Here is a 14,598-nt window from a genome sequence, read left to right as displayed (position 1 = left end):
TTTTCTAATTCTTTTTATGCTAAACGCGGATTAATCTTATTGATGTTAATATTAAATTTAGAAATTGCCTGATCTACTATTTTAGATTCAAAAAATCCGCATTTAACTAATAACCTTAAAGCTGCTATAACAATATGTTGTGCATCTACTTCAAAATAATGTCGTAATTTTTTTCTGCTATCAGATCGGCCATAACCATCAGTACCTAATACAAAATAATGTTTAGCAGGAATATATTGTCTAACCTGTTCTGCAAATAATTTCATATAATCAGTTGAAGCAACAGCTGGAAAAGAATTCATAATTTGAGAAATATATGGAATTTTGGGTTTTTTCGTAGAATGAAATAAGTTCCACCTTTCACAATCTTGTCCATCTCTAGCTAATTCTGTAAAAGAAGTTACACTATAAATATCCGATCCTATATCATATTTTGAAAGCAAAATTTCAGAAGCTTCATGCACACTTTCTAAAATAGCTCCTGAGCCCATTAATTGAACTCTATATTTTTTATTTTTAGCTTCTTTAAGTTTATAAATACCTTTTATAATTCCTGTTTTAGAATTTTTAGGCATTTCTGGCATAGCATAATTTTCATTTGTAGTAGTTATATAAAAATAAATATTTTCTTGCTTTTTTCCATACATTCTATATAATCCATTCTGAATAATAACCGCTACTTCATACGCATAAGCAGGATCATAAGAAATACAATTTGGAACTGTTAAAGAATGTATATGACTATGTCCGTCTTCATGTTGCAATCCTTCTCCATTCAAAGTAGTTCTTCCTGAAGTAGCTCCAATTAAAAACCCTCTTGCCTGTTGATCCCCTGCTGCCCAAAATAAATCTCCTATTCTTTGAAATCCAAACATAGAATAAAAAATGTAGAACGGGATTACTGGAAAATTATTGCTACTATATGAAGTAGCTGCTGCTAACCACATTGCTCCAGCTCCTAATTCATTGATTCCTTCCTGCAAAATTTGACCATTTTTGTCTTCTCTATAATATAGAAATTGTTCTAGATCTTGCGGTTCATATACTTGTCCTCTAACATTATAAATACCTATTTTTCTAAATAAACTTTCCATTCCAAATGTTCTTGCTTCATCCGCAACTATAGGAACTAATATATTTCGTATTTCAGAATTTCTTAACATAATATTTAGCATTCTAACAAATGCTATTGTAGTAGAAATTCTTTTATTTTGTTTATTTAATAAAGAAGAAAACTCTTTTAATGAAGGAATTAAAAAGCATTTATCAAATTTTGTATTTCGAAATGGTAGATATCCTCCTAATTTTTTTCTTTGATTATGCAAATAATTGTATTCTTCAGAAAATTTTTTAAAAGAAACGTAAGGTAACTTAGAAAGTTCTTCATCTTTAACTGGAATATTAAACCGATCTCTGATATATTTTAGATCTGAAAAACTCATTTGTTTTATCTGATGAGCGATATTTTTTCCCTCTGCAATTTTCCCCATTCCGTATCCTTTTACAGTATGAAATAATATAACTGTTGGTCTTCCGTCCTTTTTCTTTGCTAAATTTAAAGCAGCATATATTTTTTTAGAATCATGACCTCCTCTATTTAACAACCAAATTTCTTTATCTGTCATATTCCTAACTAATTCTTTAGTTTCTTTGTATTTTTCAAAAAATTTTTTTCTAATGTATCCTCCATCTTTTGATTTAAAGGTTTGATAATTTCCGTCAACAGTTTCATTCATTAACTCAACTAATTTTCCAGAACAATCTTTTTTAAAAAGCGGATCCCATCTACTACCCCATATTACTTTAATAACTCTCCATCCAGCTCCTAAAAAAACATTTTCTAATTCATGTATAATTTTTCCATTTCCTAATACTGGACCATCTAATCTTTGTAAATTACAATTTATAACAAAAATTAAATTATCTAATTTTTCCCTAGCTGCAACTGTAATAGCTCCTTTTGATTCAGGTTCATCCATCTCTCCATCACCTAAAAAAGCATATACTGTTTGATTTGTAGTATCCTTTAAATCTCTGTTTGTTAAGTACTTTAAAAATTTAGCTTGATATATCGAAGATATTGGTCCTAAACCCATGGAAACAGTAGGAAACTGCCAAAAGTTAGGCATCAATTTAGGGTGAGGATAAGAAGATAATCCATTTCCTTCAATTTCTTGTCTAAAATTATTCATTTGCTTTTCCGAAATTCGACCTTCTAAAAAAGCTCTAGCATAAATACCCGGTGAAGCATGTCCCTGAAAATATATCAAATCTCCTGAATTCAGATCGTTTTTTCCTTTAAAAAAATGATTAAAACAAACTTCATATACTGTTGCAAAAGATTGAAAAGATGATAAATGTCCCCCTAGATCTAAATTTTTCTGAGAAGCTTTTAAAACCATAATTATCGCATTCCAACGAATAAATGAACAAATTTTTTTTTCTATTGATAAATTTCCAACATATTTCGGTTCTTCTTCTACTGAAATAGTATTTATATAATTTTGTATGTACTTAACTGCAGAAAAATTAGGGTTTTTTTTATGAATTTTTTTTAATACTAACGAAATTAAAAATTCTGCTCTTTCTATTCCTTCACGATCAATTACCGATTCGATTGCTTCTATCCAATCTTTAGTTTCAATAGGATCTATATCTTTATTTAAGTATTCTGTCATAAACAAAATTCCTTATGTACAAAAAATATTTTTTATAATAAAAAAATTTAATATTCTTAAATTTTGAAATTAATTTAATTTAAATCATTATTTTTTTTAAAATCCTTTTTAAAATTTGCTAATTTTTAATTATTAATTACTAATTATAATTGGTATTTAATACCATCAATAACTAATTTTAATTAATCAAAAGATCTTTGTTTTTTTAAAAAATTTTTTTTTATAAAATGATTTTAATAAATAAAAAATATTTTTAAAAAATGATTATTTAACTAATTATTAAAATAACTGATATTAAAAAAATTAATTTTCTAATCATCAAAAAAAATAAACATTTTCTATTTATAGTTTTTAAAAAACTTCATTTTAAATTTTAAAATTATTCGGATTTTAGAATAATTTAATTAAATTTTTTTAATTAATAATTAATCAAATTAATTACAACTTCGTACTTAATTATCTGAATCATCTTAAAAAACATTTTAAACGACTCTTTTTGATATTCTAACTTAGGATCTTTTTGAGCATATCCTCTGAGATGTATTCCTTTTCTCAAATATTCCATATTTAACAAATGTTCTTTCCAAAAGAAATCCAGACTATTTAAAAGAACCGATTTTTCAATCCCTTGCATTTTTTTCATTCCAATATTTTTTTTTTTAGCAATATAATATTTTTTAATTTTATCAATTATATATAAAATAATTTTTTCGTATTTTAATAATTCTTTTTTTGATCTGATTTGATTTAAAATCGAGAAATTTAAATTAAATTCTGTTTTTATTTTTTTCTCTAAACCTATTATATCCCAATATTTAAATGAAGAATGAGCTGAAATATATTTACTAATAATTTTTTTAAATACGTCTTCAATAAATAAAAAAATATTCTCACTAATTTCTTCAATATTGAGTAATATATTTCTTTGAAAATAAATTAATTGACGTTGATTGTTTAAAATATCATCGTATTCTAACAATTGTTTTCTAATTTCAAAATTTCTATATTCAACTCTTTTTTGAGCATTAGAAATTGCAATCGTAATCCATTTATGTTGAATAGCTTGATTTTTCTTTATTCCTAATTTTTTCATGACATTAATTATTCTTTTTGAAGAAAAAATTCGAACTAAAGAATCTTCCATAGATAAATAAAATTGAGAGGAACCAGGATCTCCTTGTCTTCCCGATCTACCTCTTAATTGATTATCTACTCTTCTAGATTCATGTCTTTCTGTTCCAATAACATGTAACCCTCCCGCTTCAACCACTATTTTATGCAATTTTTCCCAATTTTTTTTACAAAAAGATTTTTTGTTATTCTTATAATCTTCTTTACTAAGACTTCCTCCCAACACAATATCTGTTCCTCTTCCTGCCATATTTGTAGCAATAGTTACAGCACCAGGTCTACCTGCTTCTGCTATTATGTTAGCTTCTTGAGAATGAAATTTTGCATTTAAAACATTATGTTTAATTCCTAAATCAGTTAATTTTCTTGAAATAATTTCGGATTTTTCAATGGAAATTGTACCTACTAACACAGGATTTTTGTTTGATATATTCTTTTGTATATCAAAAATTATAGAATCAATTTTTTCTTTTTCAGTCATGTAAATTAAATCTGATTTATCTTTTCGAATCATTGGTTTATTAGAAGGAATAACGACTGTTTTCAAATTATAAATAGATTTAAACTCAGAATATTCAGTTAACGCTGTTCCGGACATACCTGATAATTTTTTGTACAATCTAAAATAATTTTGAAAAGTAATAGATGCTAATATTTGATTTTCATTCTGAATTTTTACTTTTTCTTTTGCTTCTATTGCTTGATGCAAACCATCTGACCATCTTCGACCCTCCATCATTCTACCAGTATGTTCATCTACTATTATAATTTTTTTATCTTTAATAAGATAATCGACATTTTTTTTAAATAAAATATTTGCTCTTAATGCATTATTGATAGAATCTATCAGATTCATATTTTTTATTGTATATAACGAAGACTTTTTATCAATTAACTTGTATTCAAGTAATAATTTTTCAATTTTATTGAATCCTGCTTCAGTTAAATGTATTTGTTTTAGTTTCTCATCTATCAAAAAATACTTATTTTTCTTAAAAAAATTTAAAGAATTTTTGTTCTTTTTTATCATATAGAAAACAATCTTATTTATTTTAGAATATATATCTAAATTTTCTTCTTCTAATCCTGATATAATTAGCGGAGTTCTTGCTTCGTCTATTAGAATAGAGTCTACTTCATCTATTAAAGCATAATGCAATCGACGCTGCACCCGATCTGTTGAATTAACAATCATATTATCTCTAAGATAATCAAATCCATATTCATTATTAGTTCCATAAGTAATATCCGAAAAATAAGCTTTTCTTTTTAATTTCGAAGACATACCATTTAAATTTATTCCTACACTTAAACCTAAAAACTTAAAAAGAAATTTATTTTTTTTTGCATCTCTTTTAGAAAGATAATCATTCATTGTAACTAAGTGTACTCCCTTACCTTTTAATGCGTTTAAATAAATAGGTAAGGTAGATGTCAAAGTTTTTCCTTCACCTGTTTGCATTTCAGCAATACATTGTTTATGTAAAACTAAACCTCCTAAAATTTGAACATCATAGTGCCTCATATTTAAAACTCTTCTACTGGCTTCTCTAACCGTTGCAAATGCTTCTGACACAATGTCTTCTAAATCTCCATTTCTATTCAAATAACTTTTAAATTCATCTGTCTTTTTTCTCAATTGTTCATCGGAAAAATTCTTAAATTTTGATTCTAAAGCATTAATAACTTGTACCTTTTTTTTCATTGAATTTAAAATTTTATTACTTTGACTTCGGAATATTTTATTAAATAAACTTTTTAACATACTTTATATCTCTTAAATAAATAATAGTGTTTTTTGCTATGTAACTTTGTCAAAATTTTCTTATTAAAAACAAAATTTAAAAAAATAATCATAAAAATTATATTTTAAAATTTATGAATATTTCCTTACTAAAAATAATTTTTTTTAAGATAATTTATCTTAAACATTAACTATTTGAAATTAAAACAATTTAAATACAAAAACATTAATCAGAAATTATATAAGTCTGAAAATACTTATTTTTTATATTTTTTATGTAAGAAAATTTGTATATTTTAAAATAATCTATTTTACAAAAATAAATTATAAAAAATGTTTAATTACTTTTTAATTTATTTTAAACAAAGAAGACAACTTAAAATAATTAAACAATTTCTTATAATCTATTTAAGTAATAATCAAGTCAACTTAAAAATTTTAAATTTATATAATTTTTAAAAAAAAAAAATCATTTTTTAATATAAATAAAAACTTAAGTTATAAAACTTTTATTAATACTTTCAGGTATTTTAAAAAAACTGGGATAATTTACTCTAACTAAATACAACCCTTTTGCTAACACCTTAGGACCAGAAAATTTTCTATCTTTTTTATTTAAAACTTGAAATAACCATTTTTCTTCTCGTTTTCGCTTTCCAATTTCTAACAACGAACCAACAATATTTCTAACCATATGATATAAAAAAGAATTAGCTTTTATTTCAACGATTACAAATGAATTCTTTCTAAAAACTTTTATCCTTAATATTTTTCGAATAGGACTTAAAGACTGACATAGATTAGATCTAAATGAAGAAAAATCATGTTCTCCTAGTAAATATTGACTAGCATTATGCATTCTATCAACATCTAAATATTTATGAACATGCAAAGAAAAATCAAAAAACAATGCTGATCTAAAAGTAGAATTTAAAATTACATATTTATATGAACGAGATATAGCATGATGCCTAGCATTAAAATAATCAGGAACTAATTTAATCCACTTAATAGATATATCTTCAGGAAGATATGAATTTGTCCCAGAAATCCAAGAAAAATCATTTCTTATTGCCTTTGTATGAAAATTAACAACTTGACCAATACTATGCACTCCTGAATCCGTTCTTCCTGCTGAAATTACGGATATTGAATGATCTGCTATTTTACTTAGTGCTATTTCTAATGTTGCCTGAACACTAGTTAACTCTTTTTGAATTTGCCATCCAAAAAACTTTTTTCCATTAAATTCAATTCCCATTGCATAATTTATAAAACACCTCCGAATTTTCAAATTAATTGTTTTTTTTTAAATATTGTTAAATAGAATTAAAAATTTTTTATAATTTCTTGATTAATAATATCAATAAATTATAATTCAATTTTAACCTTTAAATGCTTTCAATGAACAATAAGATCTATATCTTTGTTTAATTGAATCTGATATGGATTTTATCCTTATCATAAGTCAAACTAAAAATAACTATTACATGTTTTAAGTTTTAAAACTATCCTATATTAATGCTAAAAAACTATGAAATATGATATTGGAAAGAAGATGAATAAAGAAAAAAATAAACGATCACCTCTAAATATTTTAAATTTTTCAAAAATTAAACCCTACAAAAAAAAAAATAATGAAATATATATGAATGTTGATCAAATTAATTACTTTAAAAAAGTTCTTAACACATATCGAAGTTCTTTAAAAAAAGAAATTAAGTCTACTATTTACAATATTTGCAATGAAAATACTAATTTTCCTGATCCAATAGATCGAGCTTCTCAAGAAGAAGTATTCAATATTGCTTTACGAAACCGTCATAGGGAACATTCTCTTCTAAAAAAAATAGAAAAAACTATAAAAAAAATTATATCAAATGATTTTGGATATTGCGAAACATGTGGGATTGAAATTGGAATAAAAAGATTAGAAGTTCATCCTACTGCTAGTTTATGTATTGATTGCAAAACACTTTCAGAAATTCGAGAAAAACAAATGATAGGATAAAAATATAAAATTGATGAAAAATTAGTAATATATATAATTTTTATTAAAGGCTAATTTTTCATCAAGAAATTAGTTTATATTTTAGCTAACTAAAATGTTATATCTAATGATATTAAACACAACAATAAATCATACTATGATTATAATAAATAAAAAAATACATAATTTATCTCATAAGAAAATTAGTAAAAATGCTTTAAAAGTTCTTTTTCGATTAAATAAATCAGGTTATCAAGCCTATTTAGTTGGAGGTAGTATAAGAGATTTATTATTGAGAAAAAAACCAAAAGATTTTGATATTGTTACAAACGCAACACCTAAAGAACTAAAAAAAATGTTTAACAACTGTAGATTGATTGGAAAAAGATTTCTAATTGTTCACATATTTTTTTATTCTGAAATCATAGAGGTTTCCACCTTCCGTAAAAATTGTAAAAATAAAAAAAATACTTTTTATAAAAAAAATAATAATGCCGGAATGCTATTGGCTGATAATAATTTTGGAAAAATAGAAGAAGATGCTAAGAGAAGAGATCTGACTATTAACTCTTTATACTATAATGTATTTAACAGAAATTTAAGAGATTATGTTAATGGTTTTTATGATTTAAAAAAAAAAATTATTCGAATAATAGGAAATCCTGAAACTAGATATCGAGAAGATCCAATTAGAATTTTAAGAGTTTTATATTTTTCTGTAAAACTAAAAATGAAAATAGAAGAAAATACAGAAAAACCTATTAAAAAGCTTACATATTTATTAAAAAATGTTCCTAAAAATAGATTATCAAATGAAGTCATAAAAATATTAACTAATAAATATGGGGAAGAAATTTATAAAAAATTAAAAATTTATAGCATTTTAAAAAAAATAATGCCTTTTCCTTTTTCTAGTCATCCTAAAAAAATATTAACTATGATTCATACTATGACTATTGAAGCAATAAAAATGTTAAAAATAAAATTTTTTAAAAATAAAAAACTTGAAATTCCATTTTTATTTTCAGCTATTCTTTGGAATCCATTATTAATATATACTGTACAAATTAAAAAAAAACAAAAAGTTTCTTTTTATATCGCCTTTTCAAAATCAATAAAAGAAATTGTTAATAAGCTTTCTACTTACATTTATATTTCTAAAAATAACTTTTTATTAATAAAAAATATTTGGAAATATCAAATTAAATTAAATGTTAAAAATAAAATCATTAAAGAAAAATTAAACAAAGATGTTTACTTTTTAATAAAAAATTTTTTATTTTTAAGAAAAAAAATCATTTTTAAGAAAAAAAATATTAAATAGTTTTTACTATTCTTTTCGAAAAAATAATCTAATTTATTTTAAAACCATATTAAATAATATGGTTCTGAATAAATGATTCTAGAAAAAAATAATTTTTCCTATATAAGGTAAATGACGGTAATGTTGTGCATAATCAATACCATATCCTGCTATAAATTCATCTGGAATAGAAAATCCAACATAATTAATTGGAATATTTACTTCTCTACATTCTGGTTTATCTAACAAAGTACACACTGATATAGATTTTGGTTGACGTAAATTTAAAATTTCTAAAACTTTGCTTAAAGTATGTCCAGAATCAACAATATCTTCAACAATTAATACATCTTTATTAAAAATATCTTCATCTAAATCTTTTAAAATTTTAATTTCTTTACTAGAAAACGTTTTTTTTCCATAGCTAGAAATTGTCATAAAATCTACTTCATGAAATAAAGTTATATTCCGACACAAATCTGCCATAAAAATAAAAGAACCTCTTAATAAACCTATTAAAATCATATTTTTATTGCTTTTTTGATAAAAAAAACTAATTTCTTTACCTAATTCACTAATACGAGAATGAATTTCATATTCAGAAATAATCATTTCAATACTATGCTTCATCATATTTTTTTGAAAATAAAATAAAATTATACTCTATCATCTTTTTTCAGAAGATATGAATAGATTTATGTACTAAATACATATCTATTTTTTTACAAAATATAAATTTTAATTTTATCAAAATTAATTTAAAAAAATTTTTATTTATATTTTATTAAGAATATTAGTTATTAACCAATATTTTTTATTAATTCGTAAATAGACTATAAAGTCTGAAATAAAAACATATGCTATACTATAGCTAATAATAAAAATCACAAAAAATTATTTTAATTAAAAATTTTTTACCTTAAAAAAAAGTAATAGTTATTATATATATAAATATCTTAAAATAACTTATTTTATATAATATTTTACCTTAATTCAGTGTAAATTTATTACACAAATTTGGGAGAATTTAAATTATGAAAGTCTTAAAATTTGGTGGTACGTCATTAAAAAACTTAGAAAAATTTTTAATTGTTCAAAAAATTATTGAAGAAAAAGCTAAAAATGAACAAATAGGTGTTGTGTTATCAGCTCCAGAAAAAATAACAAATTACCTAGTTGAATCAATTCAAGAATCAACAACAAGAAAAAATTTAACTCAATTAAATTTCATTGAAAAAATTATAAATCAATTTTTATTTGAACTAAAAAAAAATATACCTTTAAACCTTTTAGAAAATCTAAAAAAAGAAATAAATAAGGAAATATTAAACTTAAAAAATACATTACAAAAAATCTCATTATTAGATAAATGTCCAAATGAATTAAATGCTATGATCATTAGTCGAGGAGAAATTTTTTCTGTTTTTATTATGAAAGCCATTTTAAAATCTAAAAAATACGATGTTACAATTATTGATCCGGTAAAAAACTTAGTAGGAACAGGAGAATATTTAAATTCTACAATTAATATAAAACTATCAAAAGAAAAAATTAAAAAATTAAAAATACCAAAAAAAAATGTTATTCTTATGCCAGGATTCATTGCAGGAAATAAAAACAAAAAATTAGTTGTATTAGGTAGAAATGGTTCTGATTACTCAGCTGCTATTTTAACTGTTTGTTTAGAAGCACAATCCTGCGAAATTTGGACAGATGTAGACGGTGTTTTTACCGCAGACCCAAAAATTGTAAAAGATGCTAAACTATTAAAGAATTTGACATATTCAGAAGCTTTAGATTTATCATACTTTGGAGCTAAAGTTTTGCATCCAAAAACTATTACTCCTTTAGAAAAATTTAATATTCCATGTATTATTAAAAATACCTTAAACTTAAATAATGTTGGTACTATCATTAAAGGTTTTAAAAAAAATAACACTTTTAGTATTAAAGGTATTACCTATGTTAATGATATTACAATATTTAATATTTCTGGATTAGAAAAAAAAGAAATGCTTAAAGTAAATTCAACATTTTATTCTAAAAAATTTCAAAAAAAAATATCTCCTATTTTAATTTTTCCTAACTCTTCTAATGGAGATATAAGTTTCTGTATTTCTAATAAAAATGTAAAAAAAACTTTTGAAAAATTACAAAAAGAATTTAACTTTAAAACAAAAATCAAATTGACTGACTTAATAAAAACTATTGATGACGTATCAATTATATCCATAATAGGAAATGGTTTTGAATTAAAAAAAAACATTTATTTTAAAATTTTTTCAGGATTACAGCAAAATTATATAAATGTTTTAGCTATCCTAAAAGATCCATTCCGAAGTTCTATTTCTATAGTAACTAATAAATTTAAAATTTCTAAAACTATTCAAAACATACATGATATTTTATTCAATAAAAATAGAAAAGTTATTGAAGTTTTTTTAACAGGAATTGGAGGAGTAGGTAAAACCTTATTAAATCAACTTAAAAAACAACAAAAAATACTACTAAAAAAAAATATAGATATTAAAATATGTTCAATATCTAATAGTAAAAAAGTAATTTTTAATAAAAAAGGAATAGAGCTAACAAACTGGGAAAAAAAATTTAAAAATAGTCAAAATTTGTTTAATCTAACAAATCTTTTAAATAAAATCAAAAAAAACAATTTTACAAATCCTATTTTTGTAGATTGTACTTCCAGTGAAAAAATAGCAGATAAATACATAGATATTCTGTCTAATCGAATGCACATAGTTGCTTCAAATAAAAAAGCAAACACTTCAAATTATAAATTATACGAAAATATTCGATTAGTTTCTAAAAAATATGATAGAAAATTTTTATATGAAACAAACGTTGGAGCAGGTTTACCTGTAATTGAAAATTTTCAAAATTTACTTAATTCCGGAGATAAATTAATTCAATTTAGAGGAATTTTATCAGGTTCTTTATCCTACATATTTGGAAAATTAGATGAAGGAATTCCTTTATCTGAAGCAACTATGATGGCAAAAGAATTAGGATTTACAGAACCTAATCCGCTAGATGATCTATCTGGAATTGATGTAGCAAGAAAATTATTAATTTTAGCTCGAGAAATGGGATATAATTTAGAATTATCCGATATAAAAATCGAATCGCTTTTACCAAAAAACTTTAATTTAAATTTAAATATAAATGATTTTTTTATAGAAATTAAAAAATTAAATACTAATTTTTCAAACAAAGTAGAAGAAGCAAAAAAAGAAAATAAAACTCTTCGTTTTGTTGGTATAATAGAAAAAAATGGACAATGTAAAGTTACAATACAAAAAATAAATGAAAATGATCCTTTATATTTTATAAAAAATGGAGAAAATGCGCTCGCTTTCTATACGGAATATTATCAACCAAACCCATTAGTATTAAAAGGATATGGTGCAGGAAACAATGTTACTGCAGCTGGAGTTTTTTCTGATTTGTTACGAACATTATCATATAATTTAGGAACCTAAAATGATAAAAATTTATTCTCCTGCTTCTATTGGTAATGTAGGAGTAGGTTTTGATATATTAGGAGCAGCTCTAGCCCCAATTGATGGTTCTTTGTTAGGAGATTGTGTTACCATAAAATCTTCTAAAAAATTTAAATTAATAAATAAAGGAAATTTTTCCAATCAATTACCTCTAAACGTTAACGATAATATCGTATGGAAATGCTGGAACTATTTTAAGAAAAAAACTAATTTAAAAATTTCTTTTACAATTACTTTAGAAAAAAATATGCCTATTGGATCAGGTTTAGGATCCAGCGCTTGTTCTATTGTATCAACATTGGTTGCTATGAATAAATTCTGTAATAATCCTTTAAATTCTACGGAATTATTAGTATTAATGGGAAAACTAGAAGGAAAAATTTCAGGTAGTATTCACTATGATAATGTAGCACCTTGCTACTTAGGCGGCTTACAACTAATTATTAATAATAACGATATTATTAGCCAATTAATTCCTTATTTCAAGGAATGGCTTTGGATTATAGCATGGCCTGGAATTAAAATTCCTACAGAAAAAGCAAGAAAAATCTTACCTAAAATGTATGATAAAAAAATATGTATTAAACACAGCCAAAATCTTGCAGGATTTATTCATGCATCCCATAGTAAACAAGAAAAATTAGCAGCAAAATTAATGATTGACCTCATTGCAGAACCATATCGGATTAATTCATTAAATAATTTTTTACATATAAAAAAAACTATAAAAAAAATAGGTGCTATTAGTTTTGGAATTTCCGGTTCTGGACCAACTTTATTTGCTATTTCAGAAAATATTTCTACTGCTAAAAAAATAGCCGATTGGTTATTTAATAACTATCTAGAAAATAAAAAAGGATTCGTACATATTTGTAAATTAGATCCAATAGGAACTCGAATAATAAGGTAAAAAATGAAACTATACAATCTTAAAGATCATACTGAAACAGTAGAATTTTCAAAAGCGGTTAAATTAGGACTAGGTAGTCAACAGGGGTTATTTTTCCCAAAAGATTTACCATCTATTAAGAAAGAAAAACTATCTGAATTATTGAATATGAACTTTATTTCTAGAAGTAGCGAAATTCTTTCCAAATTTATAAAAAATGAAATAAAAAAAACAGAACTAGAAAAAAAAGTTAAAAAAGCATTTTCTTTTTCAGGACCTAAAATTATAAAAGTTACTGAAAATATAGCTTGTTTAGAATTATTTCATGGACCTACCTTAGCCTTCAAAGATTTTGGTGCCCGATTCATGGCTCAAATGTTATCTTATTTAAATAACAAAAATGAAATAGTAACAATTTTAACTGCTACTTCTGGAGATACTGGAGCAGCAGTAGCTCATGCTTTTTATAAAATGAAAAATGTAAGAGTAGTTATTCTTTATCCAAAAGGAAAAATAAGTGCTTTGCAGGAAAAATTATTCTGCACCTTAGGTGAAAATATTACGACTATTGCAATAAATGGAAGTTTTGATGAATGTCAAACTTTAGTAAAACAAGCTTTTAATGATGAAGAATTAAAAAAAATTACTGGTTTAAATTCCGCTAATTCAATTAACATAAGCAGATTACTAGCTCAAATTTGTTATTATTTTGAAGCATTTGCTTTAATTCCAAAACAGAAAAAAATTGAATTAATAATTTCTGTACCTTGCGGAAATTTTGGAAATTTAACTGCTGGATTATTAGCTAAATCATTAGGACTTCCTATCAAATCTTTTATTGCTGCGACTAACGCTAATGATACCGTTCCTAGATTTTTAAAAAGTGGAAACTGGGAACCAAAAAATACTATTTCAACTATATCTAATGCAATGGATATTAGCAGACCTAATAATTGGCCTAGAGTAGAAGAACTATTCAAAAGAAAAAAATGGGACTTAACAGAATTAGGATTCGGAAGTGTATCTGATGATCAAACTGTCAATACACTACATGAATTATCTAATTTAGGCTATGATTCCGAACCTCATGCAGCTATTGCCTACAAATTATTAAAAGAAAAAATAAAACCTAATCAATTTGGATTATTTTTGGGTACAGCGCATCCAGCAAAATTTAAAGAAACAATCGAAAAAATTTTAAAAAAAGAAATTTTACTTCCAAAAGTATTGAAAGAAAGATGTAAACTTCCTTTATTATCGCATAACATGCGACCAAATTTTTTAAAATTAAGAAAGTTTTTATTAGAAAAATAATTTTTTATAATTTTATTAGAGGGAAAAATTC

8 protein-coding genes and 1 pseudogene are annotated in these 14,598 nt (G+C 23.7%); 5 read left to right on the top strand and 4 right to left on the bottom strand.

The window, feature by feature from the left end:
- Nucleotides 1-14 precede the first annotated feature (14 nt).
- The 3 genes and pseudogenes from aceE to truA all read right to left on the bottom strand — a co-directional run bounded on the left by aceE (nt 15) and on the right by truA (nt 6,814).
- Entirely contained in the window at nt 15-2,678 is a 2,664-nt protein-coding gene (gene aceE / locus RJT62_RS00910; protein ID WP_343153895.1) for a pyruvate dehydrogenase (acetyl-transferring), homodimeric type, read from the bottom strand.
- 430 nt (nt 2,679-3,108) lie between these two features.
- Nucleotides 3,109-5,574 (bottom strand): annotated as a pseudogene (gene secA, locus RJT62_RS00905) (preprotein translocase subunit SecA); the annotation flags it as partial.
- A gap of 472 nt (nt 5,575-6,046) precedes the next feature.
- Entirely contained in the window at nt 6,047-6,814 is a 768-nt protein-coding gene (gene truA / locus RJT62_RS00900) for a tRNA pseudouridine(38-40) synthase TruA (RefSeq protein WP_343153957.1), read from the bottom strand.
- Nucleotides 6,815-7,111: 297 nt separating this feature from the next.
- Between truA and dksA the strand changes: the two genes are divergently transcribed.
- Together dksA and pcnB are read left to right on the top strand one after the other, a co-directional pair.
- Nucleotides 7,112-7,564 carry an RNA polymerase-binding protein DksA gene (gene dksA / locus RJT62_RS00895; RefSeq protein ID WP_343153894.1) on the top strand — a complete coding sequence of 151 codons (453 nt, stop codon included), beginning with the start codon at nt 7,112-7,114 and terminating at the stop codon, nt 7,562-7,564.
- Between the two features lie 94 nt (nt 7,565-7,658).
- Entirely contained in the window at nt 7,659-8,867 is a 1,209-nt protein-coding gene (gene pcnB / locus RJT62_RS00890) for a polynucleotide adenylyltransferase PcnB (protein WP_343153893.1), read from the top strand.
- A 78-nt stretch (nt 8,868-8,945) separates the two neighbouring features.
- On the opposite strand, the gene hpt is transcribed toward pcnB, so the two are convergent.
- Nucleotides 8,946-9,476: a hypoxanthine phosphoribosyltransferase gene (gene hpt, locus RJT62_RS00885; RefSeq protein ID WP_343153956.1), complete on the bottom strand. Its 531-nt coding sequence runs from the start codon at nt 9,474-9,476 to the stop codon at nt 8,946-8,948.
- Nucleotides 9,477-9,880: 404 nt separating this feature from the next.
- Here hpt and thrA point away from each other — a divergent pair, with 404 nt between their 5' ends.
- Genes thrA through thrC form a run of 3 tightly spaced genes read left to right on the top strand, consistent with a single transcriptional unit; the run spans nt 9,881 to nt 14,567 of the window.
- Nucleotides 9,881-12,343: a bifunctional aspartate kinase/homoserine dehydrogenase I gene (thrA, locus tag RJT62_RS00880; RefSeq protein WP_343153892.1), complete on the top strand. Its 2,463-nt coding sequence runs from the start codon at nt 9,881-9,883 to the stop codon at nt 12,341-12,343.
- Nucleotide 12,344: 1 nt separating this feature from the next.
- Nucleotides 12,345-13,274: a homoserine kinase gene (thrB, locus tag RJT62_RS00875; protein ID WP_343153891.1), complete on the top strand. Its 930-nt coding sequence runs from the start codon at nt 12,345-12,347 to the stop codon at nt 13,272-13,274.
- Between the two features lie 3 nt (nt 13,275-13,277).
- Complete coding sequence (gene thrC, locus RJT62_RS00870; RefSeq protein ID WP_343153890.1) at nt 13,278-14,567, top strand: threonine synthase; 1,290 nt, start codon at nt 13,278-13,280, stop codon at nt 14,565-14,567.
- Nucleotides 14,568-14,598 lie beyond the last annotated feature (31 nt).

Source organism: Buchnera aphidicola (Mindarus keteleerifoliae) (assembly GCF_039392895.1).
GTDB classification, from domain to species: domain Bacteria; phylum Pseudomonadota; class Gammaproteobacteria; order Enterobacterales; family Enterobacteriaceae; genus Buchnera_A; species Buchnera_A aphidicola_A.
This window is presented reverse-complemented; position numbering and strand designations above follow the sequence as displayed.

Excerpts from the sequence above, each read along its gene's own strand:
- dksA (WP_343153894.1), top strand. The coding sequence starts at position 7,112 with ATGAATAAAGAAAAAAATAAACGATCACCTCTAAATATTTTAAATTTT.
- pcnB (WP_343153893.1), top strand. The coding sequence starts at position 7,659 with ATGTTATATCTAATGATATTAAACACAACAATAAATCATACTATGATT.
- aceE (WP_343153895.1), bottom strand. The coding sequence starts at position 2,678 with ATGACAGAATACTTAAATAAAGATATAGATCCTATTGAAACTAAAGAT.
- truA (WP_343153957.1), bottom strand. The coding sequence starts at position 6,814 with ATGGGAATTGAATTTAATGGAAAAAAGTTTTTTGGATGGCAAATTCAA.
- thrA (WP_343153892.1), top strand. The coding sequence starts at position 9,881 with ATGAAAGTCTTAAAATTTGGTGGTACGTCATTAAAAAACTTAGAAAAA.
- hpt (WP_343153956.1), bottom strand. The coding sequence starts at position 9,476 with ATGAAGCATAGTATTGAAATGATTATTTCTGAATATGAAATTCATTCT.
- thrB (WP_343153891.1), top strand. The coding sequence starts at position 12,345 with ATGATAAAAATTTATTCTCCTGCTTCTATTGGTAATGTAGGAGTAGGT.
- thrC (WP_343153890.1), top strand. The coding sequence starts at position 13,278 with ATGAAACTATACAATCTTAAAGATCATACTGAAACAGTAGAATTTTCA.